A 21669-nucleotide genomic window follows, 5' to 3' on the forward strand; every position below is an offset into this window, starting at 1 on the left:
CAGCTATGCCGCGGATTAAAAAAGTAAAAACTCCGCCAAACCTATAAATAATATTTTTTCTATATCTTAACTCCCGCTACCCTACCGCCCTACCGGTAGTAATCAAATTTTTATGAAAATACTTCTCCCCGCCCTCCTGTTATTTACAAATCTGCTTTTTGCTCAAACCGATTTAAATGTAAATTGGAATACCCTGGATTCTCTGGAGGTTCATGGCCTGATAGAAAGTGCAAACGAAAAAACACTGGAGATCATAAGCATTGCCAAAGAAGAAAAAAGTTTTCCCGATCTCATTAAAGGGAAGATTTTTCATTATAAATTCTATCAAATCAAAAATGAATCTGCAGCTTCCTATATCTTAAGAGATCTCAACACAAGCATCAGTTCAATTCCCACCCCTTATAAGAATGTTCTCCTAAGCTATAAAGCAGATTTCCTAAAGCAGTATTTTGAAGACAACAGGTGGAAAAACAGGGGAAGAAAAGAAATTGACGATCCAGACCTTTTAGACATGGAAACCTGGTCAAATCATATCCTGTTGGATTCAATTGCATCTGCATTTTACAAATCCCTGGAGAATGAAGAAGTTTTAATTAAAACTCCCGTAGAAAATTTTGAAGATCTGCTTCAGCAAAAAAAACTTAACCGTATATACAGGCCAACACTCTATGACTTACTAGTACACCAGGCACTGGATTTCTTCTCAAATTCATCTAACACTCCCGTGGAAGGAGCCGGTGAGCAATACATCCTTAAAAATCCAACTCTTTATGGGCCTTCTACCCAATTCCTGAAAATGGAATTTTCTAAAGATGTACCTTCCACCCACCAACGTGTATTGAGGCTGTACCAAAAGCTGGAAACCCTGCATAAAGAGACCGCCCCGCTTGTGTATGCAATCTTAAACAGGCTTGAATACGTAAACACCTATTATACAGGTGCTCAAAAGTGGCAAAACTACGAGGATGCAATCCTGGCTATGAATGGTAAGTATAAAGGGGAGCTCCCGGCTGCCCTTATTTTGTTGAAAATAGCAGAAATGTATTATGATCGTTCCGGTGAAACTGATGAGAACGGAAAGCTTCTGCATCCCGATTTTTTACAAAAAGCAGTCGCGCTTACAGAGGAGATCATCAGGAAATATCCCAACACAGATAGTTCTCAAATGGCTGCCCGGTTAAAGAGCAGTATTACATCAGTGAGCGTGGGAGCTAAGATTCCTGCTATTCTTAGCCATAATGAACCCGGAAGAATTTTTCTTAACTATAAAGGCCTGGATAGCCTTGAGTTAAAGATCATTAAAGTAAAACACGATTTTCAAAACAAAATTACTTACAGAAACAGGGATTCTATTATACACTCTGTAGCCTCAAAAGAAACTCCTGTAATATCAAAGTTATACAGCTTACCCCAATCGGCCGATTTTAATAATCATTCCACCGAACTGGCCTTTCCCGGCTTGGAAAAGGGAAATTACCTCGTATTTGTTTCAGAAAAGAAACCTGGAAAAAAGAATAATTTCAGTTTTTCTTTTATGCAGGTAACAGATCTGGTCCTGACACAGCGGGGATACGATCAATTTCAGATTTATAAAACACTGGACAGAAAATCCGGTAAAAGAATTGCACAGGCAAAACTGCAGTTTTTTACCGATAGAACCAGAGTGGGCAAAACTCTTCTAACAGATAATAAAGGCGAAGTAAAAGAAAACAATACCAGTAGTAGACAACGTTCCCCCCAAATTTTGGTGATAAAAAAAGGAGATACACTTAATACTAATTACTGGCAGTCATACTACAGGAGGAATTATAATAATGCAGTTGAGGAACCCACTGCCACCACATTGTTGTACCTGGACAGGGCCATTTATCGACCGGGACAAAAAGTTTATTTTAAAGGGGTGCTGCTAACCCAGGAAAATAAGAAAACTTCCACTGTACCCAATGAATTTGTAGAGGTTTATGTAGATGACCCAAATGGGGAGGAGCTGCATTATTTCAGGCTTAAGACCAATAAATACGGATCTTTTAACGGGGAGTTTCTCCTACCTACCGGTGGAATTACAGGGGAATTTTCTATTTACACCGAAGAGGACACCGAAACTGAAACTATTTTCTGGAATAAGATACAGGAGGCTGGGGAGTTTTTTGAAAATGGAGTTTCCTTTCGGGTAGAAGAATATAAACGACCCACATTTGAGGTGAAATTTGATAGCATTGATGCGATTTATAAACCTGGAGATACTATTTCTATTACCGGGCAGGCGCTTTCCTTTTCGGGAGCACCTATTAGTAATTCCCGGCTAATCTACGAGGTGCAAAGGCAAAAACAAAATTACTCCCGTTGGTACCAGCATTATTCCGACCCTGTGCCCGTAAAGCTCGATACCATTGACACAGGTGCTGACGGTAAATTCAACATTCAATTTCCTGCTCTATTTAACGAAGAAGATCTTATGGAGGAGAATTTACTTTACAAATTCAATATTACGGCCACGGTAACCGATGCTTCGGGAGAAACTCGGGAAGCCACTACCTCCCTTAAATTAGGGAAAAAAAATCTGCTCGCAAGTCTGAATATTGCTGAAGAGATCAATACCGGCTCAAAACTGCAACCTGTCATAGAGGCTACCAATTTAAATTCTGTTCCGGTTGAAGTAACAGGCAGCCTGAAGATATATAAACTTCAAAGCCCGGATAGGGTCCTTAAAGCGAGATTATGGGAAGCTCCCGAAATTCAGCAAATCCCGGAAAAAGAATTTATCGAACTCTTTCCCGAAGAACCTTATGCTTCTGAAAATGACCCTAAAAACTGGCCAAAAGGAGAATTGAGTTATACCTATAACTTTTCGGGTGCGGGCTCTTTTGAACCTGAAATAGATTTGACAGGCTGGTACGCAGGAAAATATCTTGCAGAAGTATTGGTAGATAATGGCAATTTTACCGCAACAGCTGCAAAAGTTTTAACGCTCCGGGATCCGCAAAACCTTTATTCCACTGCCAATGAGAGGTTCAGTCTAAACATTCTAAATTCAAAATATCTGGAGGAAGGTTTTGTTTCCATTGTACTCCAAACAGCTTACAAAGATCTCAGGTTGGAAGTAGCTGCGTTTGATGGTTACAAAAAAGTTTTTGATCAATTTATAGAAGTTAACAGTCGAAAGGAATTAAAAATTCCTGTTTCGGGACTTAGTGGCAGGGAGATTGAAATTCAGGTAACCGGGGTGAAAAATAATTCCGGAATCACTGTAACCAAAAGGATCTCATTGGAGAGAGAAAAGACTTTTTTAAATATAGAAACCGGTACCTTCAGAAATAAGATCGAACCGGGAGCCGAAGAAACCTGGAGTTTTAAAATAACCAACGAAAAAGACGCGGTTCCTGATGCAGAGATCCTTGCTTCTATGTACGACGCGTCTTTGGACCAATTCGCAACTACTGCCTGGAATCTCAATCCAGGATTTTCACAAGAATACTTAAGATTTCCTTCCTATAATCTCTCCAATGTTGGAAATGTTCAATTTCTTGAAAACAGGTTCAACGATACCCCTTCCTACAGTCCCGGGAAAAGGGTTTTTGACAGATTACAAATGTTCGGTTTTAGGTTTAACAGTCCCAATAGTTATGTTTATCGCCAGTACCTGCGCCAAAAAACATTAAGCGCCAATAATGCAAATGAGTTAACCGGAAATACCCGCGGGAGTGTTATGGATAATGAGGGCATGCCCCTGCCTGGGGTAATGGTGATCATACAAGGATCTACCAAAGGAACCAGCACTAATTTTGACGGAGAATTTGCCCTTGACGCCCAGCCGGGAGATATTCTAATATTCTCCTCTATCGGTTTTACAACCTGGGAACATTTAGTTGAAAAAGATAAGAATATCTATGTCATTATGAAAGAAGATTCTTCAAGTCTGGATGAAGTAGTCGTGGTTGGTTATGGAGATGTTAATGAAGAGGAGATATCCATTTCAGAAGAAGCTATGGTTAGTGAAGATTTTGAAATGGCTCTTGCAGGCAAGGTTGCGGGCTTATCTATATCTCCTGCCGCCCCGGGAGGAGCCGCCCACATTAGAATTCGCGGTGCTTCTTCTATACCGGATGGAAAAAACCCACTATATATTGTTGATGGAGAAATTGTCACTACTGCCGACTTATATTCTGCAGATATTGCCGACTTAAAAATTCTGGATGGTGCTGCGGCTACAGCTATTTATGGACAGGCTGCAGCTAATGGAGCAGTGATCATATCTACCAAAACCGGAATGCTTGCTTTGCAAAATGTAGAGGCAAGGAAGAATCTTGATGAAACTGCCATCTTTTTTCCAAATCTCAGCCTGGATCAGGAAGGAAAGGTAAACTTCTCCTTTACTTCCCCCGAAGCACTTACACAATGGAAATTGCGCTTACTGGCGCATACCAACACCTGGTCCACCGGCACTTATGAGGGTTATGTACGTACGCAGAAAGAGTTAAGTATTACTCCCAATGCACCCAGGTTTTTACGGGAAGGTGACAGCATCACTTTTAAAGCAAGGATCTCAAATCTTTCCGGAGCACCACTTAACGGTACTGCAATGTTACAGTTATACAACGCTGTTACCATGCAACCGGTGGATCTGGAACTAAAAAATAGGAATAATATTCAGCCATTTCACCTTGCCGCCTCAGGTAATACCGCCGTTTCATTTGATCTTGTGATCCCGAAGGATGTGCCTGCTGTTACATACCGTATCATTGCAAAAGCAGGAAATTTTTCTGATGGAGAAGAAAATACACTTCCGGTTTTAAGCAATAGAATGTTGGTGAGAGAAAGTCTGCCACTGTTCGTTCGGGCAGGTGAAACAAAAACCTATGAGTTTAAAAACCTTAGTGAAAACACCTCTGAAACTTTGCAAAATCAAGCTTTTAGTCTTGAATACACCTCTAATCCTGCCTGGATTGCGCTTCAAAGTTTACCCTATTTAATGGAGTTTGCGTACGAATGCAGTGAACAAACCTTTGCCCGGCTTTATGCCAATAGCCTTGCAGCTAAGATCATGAACAGGAAGCCACAGATAAAGGAAGTTTTTGAATCCTGGGAAGCCGACAGTAGTTTGGTAAGCAACCTTGAGAAGAATAAAGAACTGAAGAACCTTCTTCTTGCCGAAACTCCCTGGGTGCGGGATGCACAAAGCGAGACGGTTCAAAAACAGCAATTGGCCAACCTCTTTGAGCTGAAAAAGCTGGAAAGTGAGCAAAAGGAGCTGATGATCAAACTGGAAAGAATGCAAAATTCCTCTGGTGCTTTCCCCTGGTTTTCCGGTGGAAGAGATAACTATTTTATAACCCGTCATATAATTGCAGGATTAGGGCACTTGAAAAAATTAGATGTTCCAATAAGTGATTCTAAAATTGTTGCTAGAGCAATTGTTTTCCTGGATGCTGAATTAATAAAAGCTGAGAGAGAAAATTATGATAGAAAAAATCAGGATTATTTTTATAAAAGTTCTGCTGCCCTGCATCATCTGTATGCGCGAAGTTTTTATATGAAAGAAATCCCGCTATCTCCAGAAGTTCAAGCGATTGAAAAAAAGATTTTAAAAGCTCAAAAAGAAGATTGGCTGCAAAAAAGTATTTATAATAAAGCATTACTCTCCCTTGTACTTTCCAGATATGATGAAAAAAATGAAGCCAATAAAATTGTTCAGGCATTGAAGGAATCGGCTGTTAATTCCGAAGAATATGGTATGTACTGGAAAGAAAATGAGAGAGGCTGGTTCTGGCATAATGCCCCTATCGAAACTCAGGCACTTATAATTGAAGCTTTTGCTGAATTTCCGGAGGAGAAAACAGCAATTGAGGAAATGAAGATCTGGCTGCTTCAAAATAAGCGAACAAACCACTGGCCCACAACAAAAGCAACTACTGAAGCTACTTATGCCCTGCTCATGCAGGGAGATGATTGGTTACAATCTGGTAATGAGGTTATTCTTAGCCTTGGTTCAAAACCAATACCAATTGAAAAACTGGAAGCAATCAAAACTGAAGCAGGGACGGGTTACCAAAAATTAAAATGGACAGGGGAAGAAATGGATGAAAGTTTCAGCAAGATAACTGTAGAAAATAATAATACAACAGCAGGTTACGGGGGAGCCTACTGGCAATATTTTGAAGACCTGGATAAGATTAAAGTTCACACTGCAAGTCCACTAAATGTTGAAAAAGAATTGTACCTCAACGTCAACAACCAGTCTGGAAAAAGCCTGAATAGAATAGACACAAACACACCAGTTAAAATTGGTGATCTTGTTACAGTTCGCCTGGTAGTACGCACAACAGCCGATATGGAATATATACATCTTAAAGATATGCGCGCCAGCGGATTCGAGCCTACAAATGTGCTGAGTGAATATAAATATCAAGACGGGACGGCATACTACGAAAGCACCAAAGATGCGGCTACACATTTCTTTTTCGACCTCTTAAGAAAAGGAACTTATGTACTGGAATATACTGTAAGAGCAAATAATGCCGGAAATTTTTCAAATGGCATTACCAGTATTGGAAGTTTGTATGCTCCGGAATTTTCGGGTCACACAAAAGGGATAAGAGTAAATATAGAAGGGCAGAAATAAGAAATATCAAATTGTGAAATATCAGATCCCAAATAATTTCTTTGGGTCAACGCTGTAATTTTCAGGTTTTAAAATCTAAAAAAAGCCACAAACAGTAAACCCTTTCACATCCTGTTCAAAATTGATTTTGTGAAACGTTTAACATCACAGAGCTTACTTTTTCCTAATTCTTTCCAGTTTTACCCGGTTACTTTGTTTAAAATAAAAATCAAACATTATGAAAAAAGTAATTTTATCAACTTGTATCGCATTGTTCTCTCTTGGTTTGGTAGCACAAACCAATACCACCAATCTTCCGTCAAAAGCCCAGGACTTTATTAAACAAAATTTTGCCTCCCTGAGTGTTTCTGAAGTAAAGGAGAATAGCAATTGGAAAATCTGGGAAGATGATAAATATGAAGTGACCCTTTCAAATGGCATTGAATTGGATTTTAACGAAAACGGAGAAATCATTGAGATAGACAGTAAAAATAATGAGGCAATATCTCTCTCTGTCTTGCCAACCAATATTTCCTCTTATTTAAAAGAGAATTATCCCGATGCTCAGGTAATAGGTTGGGAAAAGCAAAAGAATGAGCAAGAGGTTGAGCTGGCCGATGGCACAGAACTGGAATTTGATGAGCTGGGCAAGTTTAGAAGAATAGATTAAGCTATACTCATCAAAACAGACCCCCAACATAAGAATGTAAATTCCCCCTGAATTTAAATAATTCAGAGGGAATTTTATTTTAATGCACACTTATAAAATTTTACCTAACAATATTTCCCACGCGTTTTTAATTGAAATTTCGGCCTCAGTATCAAGTTACCCGGCGTGCGCATTTCTTTACAACCACCATTTCCCCAACATTCTCCCTCTTCCGATTATATGGTTGCTGTTTAAAATTATGTTGAAGAATTCTTTGTTTTAGATTTGAAGATTTCGAACATCAGTAATTTCAGCCCGGGGCAGGTATTTAATTATCTTTGTTACTTACAGTATTATTATGCCCCGGAATTTCACCATAGAAGAAAAACTTAAGGAACGTATCAAGGAACTTTCCTGCCTGTATGATATTTCGACCCTTCTTTCCAATCATAAAACATCTTTAACCCAAACCTTATCATCGCTAGGACAGGTGATCATTCGTGCATGGAGGTTTCCCGAAGCCGCTGTTGCCGAAATTTCCCTGGATAAGGATTATTATAAGTCCGCACCAATTCCTCCAGATTCGGTGTTTCAGGTAAGTGAGATCCGCGCGTATAATTCGGTGGTAGGTAGTGTGAAAATTCATTACCCTAGCCCCCCCTATTCCCGGGATCATTTTTTGGAGGAAGAGCAAAAATTACTGGACAGGATTTCCAGGGAGCTGGGAATGTTCTATGAAAAAATAAAAAATAAAGAGAAAGAAACCCTTATCGAGCTTACGGCACAGCGCAATGACCGGTTATTAATCCTGGGAGAAATTACCGCCGGCATCGCTCACGAACTCAATACCCCTCTGGGAAATATTCTGGGTTTTGCTGAGCTTATTGCTTCAAAAACAAAAGACCCGCAAATAGCAGCCGATGTATCAAAGATCATAAGGTCATCGATCTATTCACGGGAGGTTGTAAAAAAACTGATGTTCTTTGCCTGTGAGATGCCCCAGAATATGGAAGAAATTAAGATTAGGCCGGTAATACTACAGGTTCTTTCCTTGCTGGGGCCAAATTTTAAAAAAGCCGAAGTTGTTCCCGAATTTCACATGGAGCATAAATCCCTTTCCGCCAGGCTGGACAGTATTCAATTGAGCCAGGTCCTTTTTAATTTATTGATCAATGCGATCTATGTTTCCCCAAAAAACGGAAAAATAGCCATTTCTGTTAAAAATGAGGAAAGCTCTCTGATTATAGAGATTGCAGATGAAGGCCCCGGAATAAAAGAGGAAATAAGATCCAGGATATTTGAGCCCTTTTTCACCACTAAACCTTTGGGAGAAGGCTCCGGCCTAGGTTTAAGTGTAGTACACGGGATCATAAAGAGCCATAAAGGCAATATTGTTACATTTGATAATAAACCCCGGGGAACCGTTTTTCAAATAACTTTACCTTTAATTTCCTGATATGCCCTTAAAGAGAGAAAATATTTTAATTGTAGATGATAATTACGATATGCTGGAGGTCTTGCAGCGCAATCTCACGGCTCAGAATTTCCATATCTATAAGGCAACCTCTGTAATTGAGGCGATGAATATTTTAAAATATTCCCCTGTTGACCTGCTAATCACAGACCTGCAGATGCCCGGAATAAACGGGATGGAATTGGTAAAATATGTAGAGGAGCATTTTCCTTCAATTCCCAAACTTGTTATAACCGGTTTCCCGTCTGTAGATGGGGCAATTGAAGCAGTAAGGTCTGGAGCTTTAGATTACCTGGTAAAACCTTTTACCACAGAGGAATTAAAAAAGGCTGTAGAAAAATCTTTATTATCCATCCCTGAAAATAAACTTGAAAAAAAGTCCCCAGATTCACAGGCTCAGGACAAAATCGTATATGCGGGGATCGTTGGCCAGTCTGAATCTATAGCCCATCTTATTGATATCATTGAGCGGGTAAGGAATAACCGGGCTACCATCTTAATTCAGGGAGAAAGCGGGACAGGAAAAGAACTGGTAGCGCGAGCCATACATTATAAGGGATCCTTTGCCGGTAATCCTTTTATTCCTGTAAACTGCGGGGCTATTCCCGAGAATTTGCTGGAAGCAGAACTTTTTGGTTATGTAAAAGGCGCTTTCACAGGAGCAAATGAGAACCGGGACGGTTTTTTCCAGGCAGCGTCCGGTGGTACAATTTTCCTCGATGAAATAGGGACCGCACCGCAGGCAGTACAAACCAGCCTGCTTAGGGTGTTACAGGAAAAAGAAGTGCGCCGGGTAGGTTCTCAAACTACCCAAAAAGTCAATCTGCGGGTAATAGCCGCCACCAATGCCAACTTATATGAGATGGTACAAAAAGGGACTTTTCGGGAGGACCTTTATTACAGACTTAACGTGGTGAACATTGAAATTCCGCCCCTGCGTGAGCGCAAAAAAGATATTATTCCTATCGCCGAAATGCTTCTGAAAAAATATAGCCTGGAATATAACAAACCTAAGATACGTATCGCCCCAAAAGCATTGGATATCCTGGTAAGGCACTCCTGGCCCGGAAATGTACGGGAACTGGAAAACATCATTCAGCGAAGTATCATTATGAGCGAGGATGTAATTAATGTTTCGAATCTTCCGGAATATTTAAAATATCCGGAACCACGGGAAGATGATCTTTCCAAAACTTTAAAAGAAATAGAAAAAGACCACATTCTTAAGGTCCTGGCGTCTGTAGAAAATAATAAAACAAAAGCTGCAGAGATCCTTCAAATTGACCGGAAAACCCTTCGGCAAAAGCTGCAATAAAGGCATTCTTCCAGCGGGTAATTTTTTCCGGAGCGGGTAATTTCTCCCCGGCTAAAATTCGCCTTAACTTATTTTTTTCTGCTACAACTAGCTCACATTCAATACGTTATCTTTTTATTGTAAAGCCTGTTTTTTATTGGGCATATCCTTTGACTTAAGGAAGTCAACTATGAAAATGGAATGAACAATAAAACAAAAATTTCATGAATCTTATTAAAAATTTGATGACCACACAGCTTCCGCTTGTGGAAAAAACCTTGAACACAAGCCAGAGATTTAAGGTGGCCGAAATGGGTCTTTGTGTCACCTGCTCCAATAAGCCTCATTGTGTGTGGCTGGAGAACAATAAACAAGTATGTGAACATTTTGAATAGAAAATTATGACAGCAATTAAAGAGAATAAGCAGGGAATGTATGAGACTGTGATGCAACAGTTCCATGCCACGGCAGATGAAATGAATCTTAATCCTAATATTAGGCGCATTCTTGCCATTACAAATAATGAAATTATAGTACACTTCCCGGTAAAAAGGGATAATGGGGAAGTAGAGATCATCACCGGATACCGGGTGCAGCATAACAATGCGCTGGGACCATATAAGGGAGGGTTGCGTTACCACCCATCTGTAGATGTAGATGCTGCAAAGGCATTAGCCATGTGGATGTCCTGGAAATGTTCCCTGGCCGGTTTACCTTACGGGGGGCAAAGGGCGGAATTCAAATTGATCCGCGAAATTATTCTATATCTGAACTGGAACGTATCACCCGACGGTTTACTTACGCGCTGGGTGATAATATAGGGCCTGAGCACGATATCCCGGCACCAGATGTGAATACCAATGCGCAAACAATGGCCTGGATCGCCGATACATATATGTCTACAAAATCCCCTTCTGAAAGATCACAAAATCAACACGTGGTTACAGGAAAACCGGTAGGTTCCGGCGGATTGGAAGGCAGAGACCGGGCAACCGGATACGGGGTCTATTTAACCATAAGATTGCTGCATGAAAGCCGTGGCGAAAGTTTAAAAGGTAAAACCTTTATTGTCCAGGGATTTGGAAATGTTGGGTACTGGACCTCAAAATTTATGGTGGAAGATGGTGCTATTTTACAAGCGGTACAAGATGCCCACGCAACCTTATATAAAAAGGATGGGATAGATGTTAACGACCTCTTTGAGCATTCCAAACCACGAAAAGGTTCTATAAAAGGATTTGGAGGAGCTGACGAAATTGATCCGGATGATTTCTTTGGGCTGGATTGCGATATCCTTGTTCCGGCGGCACTAGGCAACCAGATCACGGGAGAGAATGCCTATAAAATAAAAGCCGGGATTGTTGCTGAAGGAGCCAATGGACCGACAGATCCTGCCGGAGAAAAGATCCTGCTGGAGAACGGGATCACCATAATACCGGATATTCTTTGTAACTCCGGTGGAGTTATTGGAAGTTATTTCGAATGGTTGCAAAACCGGAACGGGGAATTATGGCAACTCGATGAAGTAATGGTAAAACTGGAGAAAAAGATCACAGAGGCATTCCATAAAGTTCAAAAGGAAGCCAATGACAGGAAGACAGACTGGAGAACGGCATCTTATATTATAGCCATATCCAGGATAGAAACGGCATACGTACAAAGGGGAATATTCCCATAGTTATATCATACTGCCCGGTACCTAATGTAGTGCTATATATTAACCTTTAAAAAAAGTTCCAATTTTTAAGAGGACACGGGGGTTATTTTTAAAAAGATGAAGGTATGCAGTTTCCTCACCCAACGGTGGGTAATCTATATGCTTTCATTTTATGCATTAAATAGTTTGGAACTTCAAAATAATAGTGAAATGAAATACGGAGAAATCATAGTTGAGAAGAAGGAGTTTGCATTGTTACGCAATATCATGGGGATGGCACATTACCATAAAGATGATAGTTATAAAACCTCTATAGAAAAATTAAATGACGAATTAAAAAGTGCCAGGGTGGTCCACAGAAGGGACCTTCCAGAGGATGTAATAAGGTTTAACAGTACGGTAACCATTCAAACAGCTTTTGACGTTAAGAAATCATACCAAATTGTTACGCCGGAAAAAAGCAATATAAAATTGAATAAAATATCTGTCCTGGCCCCTATGGGACTGGCCCTTTTTGGATATGCACAGGGAGATGAGATCTTGTGGAAGTTTCCCGTTGGGGAAAGTTTCATTAAAATTTTAGAAGTAAATCAACTGGAATTAGTTTAAAAATGAACCAAATGAGCAATCTTATTCAATCACATTATGCAAACGAGGATATTCAAAAATTGAATATGTGTACAGATATAAATAAATGGAAAAGTGAAGTCACATTTATAAAAATTGAAAATGAGTTCTATAACAAACTTTTCCTATCCAAACTTATAGATAAAACGGAAATTAACCGGCAGGACCTTTACTTCCTGCAACAGGAACTTAGCAGCCTTAATAATAAGAATGAAGAATTTTTAGAAAGGCTGCACGCCTTTATAAATGAATTGGATGGTTTTAATGAGTGTGAGGATCTCCAATGTGAGAACTTTTATTTAAACGAGATCCAAAAATTTAAGATCCAGATCGAGAACTATTTCTTTGAGAACCGGAATTTAAAAACCCTGGTTTATTCTTATATAAGTAACGGTATTAAAAAGATGCTTTAATTATCAATAAGCTTTTGAATGTATTTTATTATGTTTTATTACATCAAGGATAATAATTTTTACTCTTCACCCCTGTTGCTCTTCTGGGAGTAGCCGGTGACCCACGGGTGTCACCATTCCCGGTGCAGCATCTTTTCGAATCAATTACCTATAACCCGTAGAAAATTGCACCTCTAAGTACACTTTATTCTATTGTAATAATTATTGACTTAAAATATATAGAAATGAGCAAATTGAAAAAAAGTCCGAAAGAGATGAAAGAAAACCTTAAAGCCAAAAGACAGGAAAAAGTTATAAAAAAACAAGAGGAGAAAAAACTAAAAAAACGAAAACTGAGAGCGGTTTAATTTTTGGATGTATTGAATAAAAAATCTCCCGCCAACGAGCGGGAGATTTTATTTTTAACTCTTTCAATAGATAGGTCCCGGGTGTAATTGAGCTACACAAGCGGAACGGCCAGCAAGGGGATCTTCAACTCATCTACCAGGTCTTTCTTTTTATTTGATGTAAATAACTCATACAGCATATTTTTCTTTTTATGTCCGGCGATCACTATTTCTATTTGATGTTCTTCCACAATTTTTTTTATCGCTTTGGTAACAGAGCCTTCAATTACAACACCTTCAGCATTTACATTTTGCTCTTTTTCGAGATCTTTAACCCAGCGGTTAATACAGCTTGCTTCCTTTTCCTTGTTTCCGGTTTTTTTATCAAAAATATATTGGGGTCCGGTTTCGCGGGCCAGAAAATCCTCCGGCACACCTTCGGTGACGTGTATCAACCAGATCTTTCCGTTAGATATCTTTGCAAGTTTAACTGCCTGGGCTATTAATTGATCTGCATCTTTCTCCCGGTCTATTGCGACTAATATATTTTTCATATTCTGTAATTTATTAACTTTAAAAATAAGGAAAAATAAATGCTTTACTCATAAAGCTCTCTTAATTCAACAATATGCTTTAAAGTGAATCACTTCTTTCCAGGATCTCGCGTGGGGAACATTCTGCTTCATAATCAAACACAGTAAAAGTGATATCCCTGATGTTATCATAGGATTCACATAATTTATGCCCACGCAAAAATTCAGGGTTGTTAATTGCGGCGGTGGTGGGGCTGCCCTCCAGAAGGTCATCGGTTATAAGAACATATCGGGAACTTTTTACTGAATTCTTCAACAGCCGGTGGGCTTCTATTACCGGTGCGCCATATAATTTCCTGAAACTGCCTAATTCATATTGTCCAAATTTGCCATAATGGGCTATTAGCTTCAGGGATAATTTAAGGTCCAGATTAAATTCTTTATTTACTTTCTCCTGCTCCCTGTGAAAATTCTCCAGCATACCCTCATATTGCTTTAAGATGGCATTTGGCCTCAACTTCCTGCCATACTTATATAATAAAGCCGCATCCCCTTCAATTTCGGAAAGTTCAAGGTCAAGCAGATCATTTTCCAATAACGAGGTAAGGAGCCTTTGGGTAATTAACTGGCCGGAAACCAGATCTGTTTGTGTAACAAAACTGGTAAATCCGCTAATATCCGGGATCAAAATATTTCCCAGACCTATATTGGCATCTTTTAGTTGCTTTTCATCCCTATTTTCTCCTGCCCTTTTCAAAATTGCTTATTTTTTATATGCCTGTATTTTTGAGTAAATGTCTTTTCTAATTTAATCAATTTTAAAAGAATTATTATTCGGTTGAGAGATAATAAAAAGGCCCTGCCAGTAAACTGCAGGACCTTTTAAAAAACCAGTTGGGGTACTTAACGTTTTACAAAAGCTTTATTTTGAAGCGAACCCATTAAAAAATCCAGGGAAAACTTTCCACTTCCCAAAACCAATAAAGGCAGGTACAGGAAAATATAAAGCAATCCCAGCTCTTTGCTGGCAAATGGATCATTTAGGTGGATCATAAAAACTGCCACCAGCATTGTTATTATAAGAGGGACACTTGCCAACCTGGTGCCCAATCCAAAAAGTATTAGAATGGAACATATCACTTCAGCAAACACAGTCAAAAAGAGAGAAAACACGGGACTTAATCCCATAATTCCGGGAAACTGCACCGGCACTTCTCCCAAAAGCATTTGCAATTTTGGAATCCCGTGAGTAAGCATTAAAACGGCTACTCCTACTCTTAGTATCAATAAAACTATATCAACTTGTGTTGTCTTAAAATCTGGACTTAATATTTTGTTCATTTTATTATTGTTTTCGTAAACCCGGAAGTGTGTTTTTTAATTCCTGGGGAAAGGAAGCCGGTAAGGAGACCCAGAAATGATTCTTTGAATCCCGGGCTTCCCCCTCAACAGAAGTTTATTGTTTTATAAATTCGCCGTTCACATCAATTACTACAGTGTCGCTTAACATTGGTTCAGGAAAATTTGGACCCAGATTAAAATCAGATCTCTTCACCTGCCCGGTAATCGCAAATCCGGAGATCATTTTTTTATTCTGGGGATGTTCAATAGATCCCCGGTATAATACCTCAAGGCTTACCGGTTTGGTAATTCCATGAAACGTAAGATTTCCTGTTACTTTGTATTTGTTCTCACCTACCTTTTCTGAAGAGGTGCTTTTAAAGGTCATTTCAGGATGTTTTTCAGCATCAAAAAAATCGGCGCTCCTAAGATGGTTATCCCTCATTTCAATTCCTGTATTTATAGAAGGAACATCAATGGTAATTTCATATTGTGCATCGCTAAAATCTTCACTTTTTGACACAATGTTTCCATCAAATTTGTCAAAACCACCTTTAATATCGGCTATACCTAAATGGGTGATTTCAAAGGTAACCTGGGTGTGAGCAGGATCTGCCTTCCAGGTTGTTTGTGCAATTAAAGTGGTGCTTAAAAAAGCGATAAATAAAAAGGAAAATAAATGTTTCATAATTATTGGGTTTAATTAAATGTTAATGATCTGTTTTTAATGTATTAATTATTGTGTTGCAAGTGGACCTTGTTCTAATTGCAGTTTCCATCTGTTTCACAGGAATCTCCATTAGAGACTTCCATAGTCGTAATTGTGTTGTTATATCCTTCCCAGGCTTGCTCCAGGGTCTCTAAAAAGGCTTCTGTTGGTTGAGCGCCGGAGATTGCGTATTTATTATCAAATACAAAAAAAGGTACACCCCTCACCCCTATATTCCGGGCTTCCATTTCATCCTGTTTCACATCATAGGAATAGGCATCAGATTCCAGTGTTTCCTTTACCTCACCACCATCAAGACCTATACTTATTGCGATTTTAACCAATTCGGTTAAATCGTCTATATTCTTTGTCTCTTCAAAATGTGCTTTAAAAAGCGCTTCTTCAATTTCATTTCCAAGACCTTTAGATTTTGCCATTTGGATGAGACGATGTGCCAAAAAGGAATTTGCCGGCACCCCATCTTCAATATTTAGAACTATACCTACTTCATTAGCCATATTTTGGGCTCCGCTAAACATTTGCCTGGCCTGTGCCTCACTCACACCTTTTGTTTTTACAAAATAATCTAAGGTGCTGCCGGAAGTATCTGTTTTTAAAGTGGGATCAAGCTGAAAACTTTTCCAAACTATCTTAACTTTATCCTTATCATCAAAATTCTCCAGAGCTGCCTCAAATTTCCTTTTGCCTATGTAGCAAAAGGGACATCTTACGTCTGACCATATTTTTATTTCCATTTCTCTTGTTTTAATTTATCTGAATTCCGGAAGGTTCAAAGAGCCTTTTAACTTCGGCTTTGACTTTAATATCCTCACTGCATACTTTTATATTCTTCTGCTGTGTGCTGAACGCCACCTGCACCACCATTGAGTTTGGCAGAAGTTTTTTTAGCCCTCCTATTTCCTGAGGCCCTATCTCATCTGAAATTACCAGGACAATTTTTTGTGTGGCTACTTCCTTTATTCTTTCCATATGTGAACTCCTATTAGCATCTGGTTTATAAAGAACGATTATATCTGCCTCCCAACATCCTTCCCTTTCACAGCCGGTAAAATCGATCTCCCCAATGGTTTTCAGGTCCCGAAGTTCCTTTTTCAATTCTTTCTTTAATGCTTCATCTTCCGAAACAAAAAGCAACCTGAGATCCAGCCTGGCCAGTATTTCCAGCATTGCCGGGGAAAATTTTCCGGTATCTCCTAAAATTGCCATTGTTTTTGGTGTCATCATATGTTGTTTTAAAAACAGTTGGGGGAAAGTGGGCTTCACCTTCCCCCCCTGTTATAATAATTATGCCTGTTTTACAAATTGAACTTCTACGTTCAATTTTACCTGGTCGCTTACCACAACACTTCCGGCCTCTGTAACCGCATCCCAGGTCAATCCAAAATCTTTTCGGCTTATTTTTCCACTCACAGTTAAACCAGCTTTGGTTTGCCCGTAGGGATCTACAACCACACCCCCAAAATCAACGTCAAGTGTAACCGGCTTCGTGGTATTACGTATAGTTAATTGCCCATGCATTTTATCGTCGCTCACATCAAAACTTTCCGCTTTAAAGCTCATTTCAGCATGTTCTCCAGCTGCAAAGAAGTCGGCAGATCGTAAATGCTCATCTCTTTGCGCGTTATTGGTATCAATGGATTGAACATCGGCTTTAAATTGGACGTTCTTCACGCTTTTAAATTCTTCACCTTCCGTTTCAGCATTTCCTTCAAACACTTTAAATCTACCGGTTACCGTTGAGATCATTAAATGTTTCACTTTAAAAGTTACTTCGCTGTGTGTAGGGTCAATACTCCATTTTGTAGTTGCCATAAATTCAGTTTTTAGTTATTAATAATAATTACACTGCAAATTTAGGAGCATCATTAGTCAGCGCAAATGACCTATGATAAGAAATGAATGTGATCTAAGTCACGGTTTTCACTTAAAGGGCTGTTAAGAAAATTTTGAAAATGCAGGATATTGGGCTGATAACTGAAATCTAAGAACCCGCCGCGAGCTGACTTCTCAAACGGCTTAGGGTTTCGCGGGTAACACCAATGTAGGATGCGATCATATGTTGGGGCACTCTTTGAGTAATATCCGGAAAATCCCGGATAAGCGAATTGTAACGCTCTTCTGCAGTGGTGGTCATGGTGCCCATGAGGCGTCGTTGGGTGGCAATAAGATTGTTTTGGATAAGCACTCTAAAATAACGTTCAAAAGCAGGCACTTCATTAAGCAACTGGTCCCAGGAGCTTTTGGTAATGAGCAGAAGCTCACTGTCCTCAAGGGCTTCAATATTATATTCTGAAGGTTCCCCGGTGAGAAAGCTGTAAAGGTCTGCTACCCACCAGCCCTGCATCCCAAACTGTAATATATGTTCATTTCCCTTATCATCTACCCTGAAACTACGCAGAAGCCCCTTCTCCACAAAGGTGGTATATATGCATGGGTCACCATCCTGCAGCAAAAAACGTTTTTTCCTTAATTTTTTGGGAATGAACATGGTTTTGGCAAATTCAAACTCCTCCCGGGAAATATGGATATTTTCCTTTAGTTTCTTTTCCAGAAATTCAAACATATTGGAATCCATATTAAAGGTATTGTCGATTTAGAAAAAAGAAGCGATTTATATTATTACCAGAAATCTGATAAATTTTTATAAAAATAAGAAAATTAGGTGGGTTATGAGGTTTTATACCAATTTATGAAAGTGGCTCGGGAGAGGGATTGGACCTGGATTTAAAGGGATCTTCCGGTAGGGGTATGAATTCGTGATCATCATTGGGAGGCAGTATAATTCTTCCCTGTTTCCAGTCCTCTTTTGCCTGTTCTATTCTTTCCTTTCTCGAGGAAACAAAATTCCACCAGATAAAGCGCTCGCCCAGGGGCTCCCCTCCCATTACCATAAGTTCGGCTCCTGTTTTGGTAGTTATAACAGGATCAACATCTTTTTCAAAAACAAGCATTTGCCCCGCTATATAGGCAGTTCCAGACACTTCCAAACTTCCTTTCGCAATGTAAATGGCCCTTTCACTATGTTTTTGAGGCAAACCATAGCGCGCATTTTTATCAAGTTTTACGTGAAGGTAAAAGAGCGGGGAAAGGGTTTCCACATGGTTGTTAAGGCCGTAAGCATCTCCGGCAATCAACCGCATCCACACCCCTGTATCTGTATATACCGCCAGATCTTCCGGTTTATAATTCTTAAAACTTGGATTGGCTTCCTCAAATTTTTCAGGCAGGGCAACCCAGGTTTGAATAAGCTCGAGCGAATTTTCTGCAAGTATGCCCGGGTCTTCAAATCTTTCAGAATGTGAGATCCCGCTTCCGGCGGTCATCCAGTTCACCTCGCCGGGTCTAATAATTTGTTTTACACCCAGGCTATCCCGGTGTACCAATTGGCCACTAAAAAGATAACTCACGGTAGATAGCCCAATATGAGGATGCGGTAAAACATCCATAGATTTTTTTAGATCGGGCCTTAAGTCAACGGGTCCGCCATGGTCCATAAAAATAAATGGGCCCACCATTCTTTGTTTTCTAAACGGCAGGATACGTTTTACGCGCATTCCTTCCCCCAGGGATGCCTCCCGGGAATCAATTACGAGCTTTACCATATTTTCTTTTTATTTTTATTGTTCCTTTAAAATTGGTATAAGATTAAAGATAATTAATAAGCCTTAACCCGCAGCTATTTATCTAAGGTTTGCCTGGTGTATGTTTAGCAGGAAATTAAACCAACTTATAAAATAATTTAAAAATAATACTATGGTAAATATTGAAAGAGAGGACAATAACAAAAAAGGCCGTTGGGTGATTTATGAAGATGGAAAGGAAGCCGGTGAAATGACATTTACCTGGGCCGGCGATAATAAATTCATTATTGACCATACCGGAGTGAATGAAAATTATAATGGAAAAGGATTTGGAATAAAACTGGTGATGGCTGCCATAGATTATGCCCGTAAAAACAATTTAAAAATTATCCCGCTTTGTCCCTATGCAAAAAAGGTGATGGACAAAGATAGCAGTACCAATGACGTAAGATTTTGAAGCTGGAATCCTTAACTGAAATCCCCTTTTTATATCTAATATTTAAAATTCGTAAATTGTACAGCGAATTAAAGGATCCAATATCATTCCCATGGCCAAAAAAGGAGTTGAAAAAAATACTGCCAACAAGGCAAAACACACCAAACTTTTAAAAAAGAAAAAAGAGAAGCTGCGGAAAGAAAAGGAAACCCATAAAGCCAAACTTAAAGCTATTTTGGATAAAGCAAAGGCTCAGAGGAGTGTCGACTAAACCCATTTTAAGTAACATTATTGCATATTGACCCAATCCGCCGAATTTCAATTTCGGCGGATTTTTTTGCTTTTATAGAAATAATCAAGACTTCACGATAAAAAGGCATCTTTCTTGATGACCTATCAAACAACTACACCCACCATTAATTTGTATTCAATTTTTTAGCTATTTATTTATTAACTCAAAAACCCTACAATTTATGGAAGTCAAGAAAAATTACAAAGCCGATCTGTCCAAACGTTCCCTCTTATTTCTTCAGCTGGGCCTTATTGTGGTCCTGTTTTTTATTTATATGGGTATAGAATGGAAAACCTATGCCGCAAGAGATAATTTCAGGGAGCAAATAAGCATGGAGGAGCCCGAGGAGGAAATAATTCCTATTACCGAATTTAAGACCACTCCACCACCAAAACTTCCCGCTCCTCCCGAAGTTATTGAGGTGGTTCCCGATGATCCCGATGTGATTGAAGACCCTATTCAATCTACAGAAAGCAGCCAGGAAGACATTATAGATATTGATAAAATTGAGGAAGCGCCGGCCGATGACCCAATAGAACCCGTCCCGTTTTTCCTTATAGAGAACGTCCCCGTTTACCCTGGATGTGAAGGCCTGGCAAATAATGAAGAACGTAAACAATGTATGAGTGAAAAGATCACAGATTTTGTAAATAAAAAATTCAACCACGATCTTGGGAATCAACTGGGACTTACCGGGATAAACCGGATACACGTACTTTTCCAGATTGATGCCAATGGGAATATTGTGGGCGTCCAATCCCGTGCTCCCCACCCTAAACTTGAACAGGAGGCTGCGCGAATAATTAAATCCCTTCCCAAAATGAAACCCGGGATGCAAAGGGGAAAAGCGGTCCCTGTCTCTTACAACTTACCCATTGCTTTTAAAGTACAGGAGTGATCCTAAAGTGATGATATTTTTAAAGGAAACTTCTGCTTTTTGCAGAAGTTTTTTTTGTAACACCCTGAAAATTAGTTTTCCACGATCCAAATCAATGACATTTGTCATTCTTTTTATTTAAAATACATTTTAAATTTATAACTGGTAATCCCGAAATATCTTTATGAGGCTTGCCACCATATTGACTTAATTGGAAGAAATCCTCCCGAATAGATTTTATTAATATTAAAAAAGAATATCATGAAAAATTTGATTTTGGGTTTATTTCTATTTGGGCTAACCACCCAACTTTCAGCGCAAATTATTGAACTGCCTGAAATTGAAATTGTGGGGGTAAATTACAAATACCTTGCTGCAGCGGGAGAGTCTGATGCTCCCATTCCGGTAAAAATGCTCCAGCGGCAGGCTGCTGTATATGATATAAAAGCTGCCGAATTCTATGATGATGAATATGATAATTACAGTATTTCCTTTTTTATTCCTGAGGGAAGAATCCTTGCTTCTTATGATAAAGACGGAAATGTGCTAAGGACCATTGAAAAATATAAAAATCTCGACTTACCTCCTGCCGTATCTCAGGCTATTTCAAAAAATTACAATGGATGGACCATGACCAAAAATGCCTATTTGGTGAATTACCATGACAGGAAAGGAGTAACCAAAAAAGAATATAAGATCCTTCTTGAAAAAGACAATCAGCGAATGAGAGTAAAAACCGATGAGAACGGGGTTATCATAAAATCTTAAGTATCACCGGAAATAACAATGGAATTCTTAAGCTGAAACTACAGTTCTTACCTTTGTGAAAGAATACTGTGCT

Annotated in this window: 21 protein-coding genes and 1 pseudogene; 13 read left to right on the forward strand and 9 right to left on the reverse strand. The window is 39.3% G+C overall.

Features of this window, described 5'->3' with window-relative positions:
* The first annotated feature begins 112 nt into the window (after window positions 1-112).
* The 9 genes and pseudogenes from FK178_RS08150 to FK178_RS15760 all read left to right on the forward strand — a co-directional run bounded on the left by FK178_RS08150 (window position 113) and on the right by FK178_RS15760 (window position 13059).
* Window positions 113-6619 (forward strand): alpha-2-macroglobulin family protein, encoded by a 6507-nt coding sequence (locus FK178_RS08150; RefSeq protein WP_146833333.1) that lies wholly within the window; start codon window positions 113-115, stop codon window positions 6617-6619.
* Window positions 6620-6836: 217 nt separating this feature from the next.
* On the forward strand, window positions 6837-7268 hold the full coding sequence (locus tag FK178_RS08155; protein ID WP_146833336.1) for a PepSY-like domain-containing protein: 432 nt from the start codon (window positions 6837-6839) through the stop codon (window positions 7266-7268).
* Window positions 7269-7605: 337 nt separating this feature from the next.
* The gene (locus FK178_RS08160; RefSeq protein WP_146833339.1) at window positions 7606-8703 is read left to right on the forward strand and encodes a sensor histidine kinase; all 1098 of its coding nucleotides are present in this window, start codon (window positions 7606-7608) and stop codon (window positions 8701-8703) included.
* 1 nt (window position 8704) lies between these two features.
* Complete coding sequence (locus FK178_RS08165; protein WP_146833342.1) at window positions 8705-10036, forward strand: sigma-54-dependent transcriptional regulator; 1332 nt, start codon at window positions 8705-8707, stop codon at window positions 10034-10036.
* Window positions 10037-10239: 203 nt separating this feature from the next.
* Window positions 10240-10410: a hypothetical protein gene (locus tag FK178_RS15470; RefSeq protein ID WP_168194573.1), complete on the forward strand. Its 171-nt coding sequence runs from the start codon at window positions 10240-10242 to the stop codon at window positions 10408-10410.
* A 6-nt stretch (window positions 10411-10416) separates the two neighbouring features.
* Window positions 10417-11693: pseudogene (locus FK178_RS08170) on the forward strand (Glu/Leu/Phe/Val family dehydrogenase).
* Window positions 11694-11882: 189 nt separating this feature from the next.
* Window positions 11883-12281, forward strand: a complete 399-nt coding sequence (locus FK178_RS08175) for a GreA/GreB family elongation factor (protein WP_146833346.1) — start codon at window positions 11883-11885, stop codon at window positions 12279-12281.
* 11 nt (window positions 12282-12292) lie between these two features.
* Window positions 12293-12712, forward strand: coding sequence for a hypothetical protein (locus FK178_RS08180; RefSeq protein WP_146833349.1), 420 nt, complete (start codon window positions 12293-12295; stop codon window positions 12710-12712).
* Window positions 12713-12936: 224 nt separating this feature from the next.
* Complete coding sequence (locus FK178_RS15760; RefSeq protein ID WP_262711687.1) at window positions 12937-13059, forward strand: hypothetical protein; 123 nt, start codon at window positions 12937-12939, stop codon at window positions 13057-13059.
* Between the two features lie 92 nt (window positions 13060-13151).
* On the opposite strand, the gene FK178_RS08185 is transcribed toward FK178_RS15760, so the two are convergent.
* From FK178_RS08185 to FK178_RS08225, 9 genes are all read right to left on the reverse strand, one after another.
* Complete coding sequence (locus tag FK178_RS08185; RefSeq protein ID WP_146833352.1) at window positions 13152-13592, reverse strand: universal stress protein; 441 nt, start codon at window positions 13590-13592, stop codon at window positions 13152-13154.
* Between the two features lie 79 nt (window positions 13593-13671).
* Window positions 13672-14328 carry a DUF2652 domain-containing protein gene (locus FK178_RS08190; RefSeq protein WP_168194574.1) on the reverse strand — a complete coding sequence of 219 codons (657 nt, stop codon included), beginning with the start codon at window positions 14326-14328 and terminating at the stop codon, window positions 13672-13674.
* Window positions 14329-14474: 146 nt separating this feature from the next.
* A complete protein-coding gene (locus FK178_RS08195; RefSeq protein ID WP_146833358.1) occupies window positions 14475-14912 on the reverse strand; it encodes a DoxX family protein in 438 nt (145 codons plus the stop codon).
* Between the two features lie 115 nt (window positions 14913-15027).
* Window positions 15028-15600 carry a YceI family protein gene (locus tag FK178_RS08200; RefSeq protein WP_146833361.1) on the reverse strand — a complete coding sequence of 191 codons (573 nt, stop codon included), beginning with the start codon at window positions 15598-15600 and terminating at the stop codon, window positions 15028-15030.
* A gap of 74 nt (window positions 15601-15674) precedes the next feature.
* Window positions 15675-16376 carry a DsbA family oxidoreductase gene (locus FK178_RS08205; protein WP_146833364.1) on the reverse strand — a complete coding sequence of 234 codons (702 nt, stop codon included), beginning with the start codon at window positions 16374-16376 and terminating at the stop codon, window positions 15675-15677.
* Between the two features lie 10 nt (window positions 16377-16386).
* Window positions 16387-16866: a hypothetical protein gene (locus tag FK178_RS08210; protein WP_146833367.1), complete on the reverse strand. Its 480-nt coding sequence runs from the start codon at window positions 16864-16866 to the stop codon at window positions 16387-16389.
* Between the two features lie 60 nt (window positions 16867-16926).
* Window positions 16927-17454, reverse strand: coding sequence for a YceI family protein (locus FK178_RS08215; RefSeq protein ID WP_146833370.1), 528 nt, complete (start codon window positions 17452-17454; stop codon window positions 16927-16929).
* Window positions 17455-17623: 169 nt separating this feature from the next.
* The gene (locus tag FK178_RS08220) at window positions 17624-18217 is read right to left on the reverse strand and encodes a Crp/Fnr family transcriptional regulator (RefSeq protein WP_240793799.1); all 594 of its coding nucleotides are present in this window, start codon (window positions 18215-18217) and stop codon (window positions 17624-17626) included.
* A gap of 112 nt (window positions 18218-18329) precedes the next feature.
* Complete coding sequence (locus tag FK178_RS08225; protein ID WP_146833373.1) at window positions 18330-19244, reverse strand: pirin family protein; 915 nt, start codon at window positions 19242-19244, stop codon at window positions 18330-18332.
* A gap of 151 nt (window positions 19245-19395) precedes the next feature.
* Here FK178_RS08225 and FK178_RS08230 point away from each other — a divergent pair, with 151 nt between their 5' ends.
* The 4 genes from FK178_RS08230 to FK178_RS08240 all read left to right on the forward strand — a co-directional run bounded on the left by FK178_RS08230 (window position 19396) and on the right by FK178_RS08240 (window position 21596).
* On the forward strand, window positions 19396-19680 hold the full coding sequence (locus FK178_RS08230) for a GNAT family N-acetyltransferase (RefSeq protein ID WP_146833376.1): 285 nt from the start codon (window positions 19396-19398) through the stop codon (window positions 19678-19680).
* 91 nt (window positions 19681-19771) lie between these two features.
* Window positions 19772-19930 (forward strand): hypothetical protein, encoded by a 159-nt coding sequence (locus tag FK178_RS15475; protein ID WP_168194575.1) that lies wholly within the window; start codon window positions 19772-19774, stop codon window positions 19928-19930.
* 202 nt (window positions 19931-20132) lie between these two features.
* On the forward strand, window positions 20133-20849 hold the full coding sequence (locus FK178_RS08235; RefSeq protein WP_146833379.1) for an energy transducer TonB: 717 nt from the start codon (window positions 20133-20135) through the stop codon (window positions 20847-20849).
* 240 nt (window positions 20850-21089) lie between these two features.
* The gene (locus tag FK178_RS08240) at window positions 21090-21596 is read left to right on the forward strand and encodes a carbon-nitrogen hydrolase family protein (protein WP_146833382.1); all 507 of its coding nucleotides are present in this window, start codon (window positions 21090-21092) and stop codon (window positions 21594-21596) included.
* Window positions 21597-21669: the final 73 nt, after the last annotated feature.

Source organism: Antarcticibacterium arcticum (assembly GCF_007993795.1).
GTDB lineage: Bacteria > Bacteroidota > Bacteroidia > Flavobacteriales > Flavobacteriaceae > Gillisia > Gillisia arctica.

Excerpts from the sequence above, each read along its gene's own strand:
- FK178_RS08160 (WP_146833339.1), top strand. The coding sequence starts at position 7,606 with ATGCCCCGGAATTTCACCATAGAAGAAAAACTTAAGGAACGTATCAAG.
- FK178_RS08155 (WP_146833336.1), top strand. The coding sequence starts at position 6,837 with ATGAAAAAAGTAATTTTATCAACTTGTATCGCATTGTTCTCTCTTGGT.
- FK178_RS08230 (WP_146833376.1), top strand. The coding sequence starts at position 19,396 with ATGGTAAATATTGAAAGAGAGGACAATAACAAAAAAGGCCGTTGGGTG.
- FK178_RS08210 (WP_146833367.1), bottom strand. The coding sequence starts at position 16,866 with ATGATGACACCAAAAACAATGGCAATTTTAGGAGATACCGGAAAATTT.
- FK178_RS08195 (WP_146833358.1), bottom strand. The coding sequence starts at position 14,912 with ATGAACAAAATATTAAGTCCAGATTTTAAGACAACACAAGTTGATATA.
- FK178_RS08165 (WP_146833342.1), top strand. The coding sequence starts at position 8,705 with ATGCCCTTAAAGAGAGAAAATATTTTAATTGTAGATGATAATTACGAT.
- FK178_RS15760 (WP_262711687.1), top strand. The coding sequence starts at position 12,937 with ATGAGCAAATTGAAAAAAAGTCCGAAAGAGATGAAAGAAAACCTTAAA.
- FK178_RS08240 (WP_146833382.1), top strand. The coding sequence starts at position 21,090 with ATGAAAAATTTGATTTTGGGTTTATTTCTATTTGGGCTAACCACCCAA.
- FK178_RS08215 (WP_146833370.1), bottom strand. The coding sequence starts at position 17,454 with ATGGCAACTACAAAATGGAGTATTGACCCTACACACAGCGAAGTAACT.
- FK178_RS08225 (WP_146833373.1), bottom strand. The coding sequence starts at position 19,244 with ATGGTAAAGCTCGTAATTGATTCCCGGGAGGCATCCCTGGGGGAAGGA.
- FK178_RS15475 (WP_168194575.1), top strand. The coding sequence starts at position 19,772 with ATGGCCAAAAAAGGAGTTGAAAAAAATACTGCCAACAAGGCAAAACAC.
- FK178_RS08185 (WP_146833352.1), bottom strand. The coding sequence starts at position 13,592 with ATGAAAAATATATTAGTCGCAATAGACCGGGAGAAAGATGCAGATCAA.
- FK178_RS08180 (WP_146833349.1), top strand. The coding sequence starts at position 12,293 with ATGAGCAATCTTATTCAATCACATTATGCAAACGAGGATATTCAAAAA.
- FK178_RS08200 (WP_146833361.1), bottom strand. The coding sequence starts at position 15,600 with ATGAAACATTTATTTTCCTTTTTATTTATCGCTTTTTTAAGCACCACT.
- FK178_RS08175 (WP_146833346.1), top strand. The coding sequence starts at position 11,883 with ATGAAATACGGAGAAATCATAGTTGAGAAGAAGGAGTTTGCATTGTTA.
- FK178_RS08205 (WP_146833364.1), bottom strand. The coding sequence starts at position 16,376 with ATGGAAATAAAAATATGGTCAGACGTAAGATGTCCCTTTTGCTACATA.
- FK178_RS08220 (WP_240793799.1), bottom strand. The coding sequence starts at position 18,217 with ATGGATTCCAATATGTTTGAATTTCTGGAAAAGAAACTAAAGGAAAAT.
- FK178_RS08150 (WP_146833333.1), top strand. The coding sequence starts at position 113 with ATGAAAATACTTCTCCCCGCCCTCCTGTTATTTACAAATCTGCTTTTT.
- FK178_RS08235 (WP_146833379.1), top strand. The coding sequence starts at position 20,133 with ATGGAAGTCAAGAAAAATTACAAAGCCGATCTGTCCAAACGTTCCCTC.
- FK178_RS15470 (WP_168194573.1), top strand. The coding sequence starts at position 10,240 with ATGAATCTTATTAAAAATTTGATGACCACACAGCTTCCGCTTGTGGAA.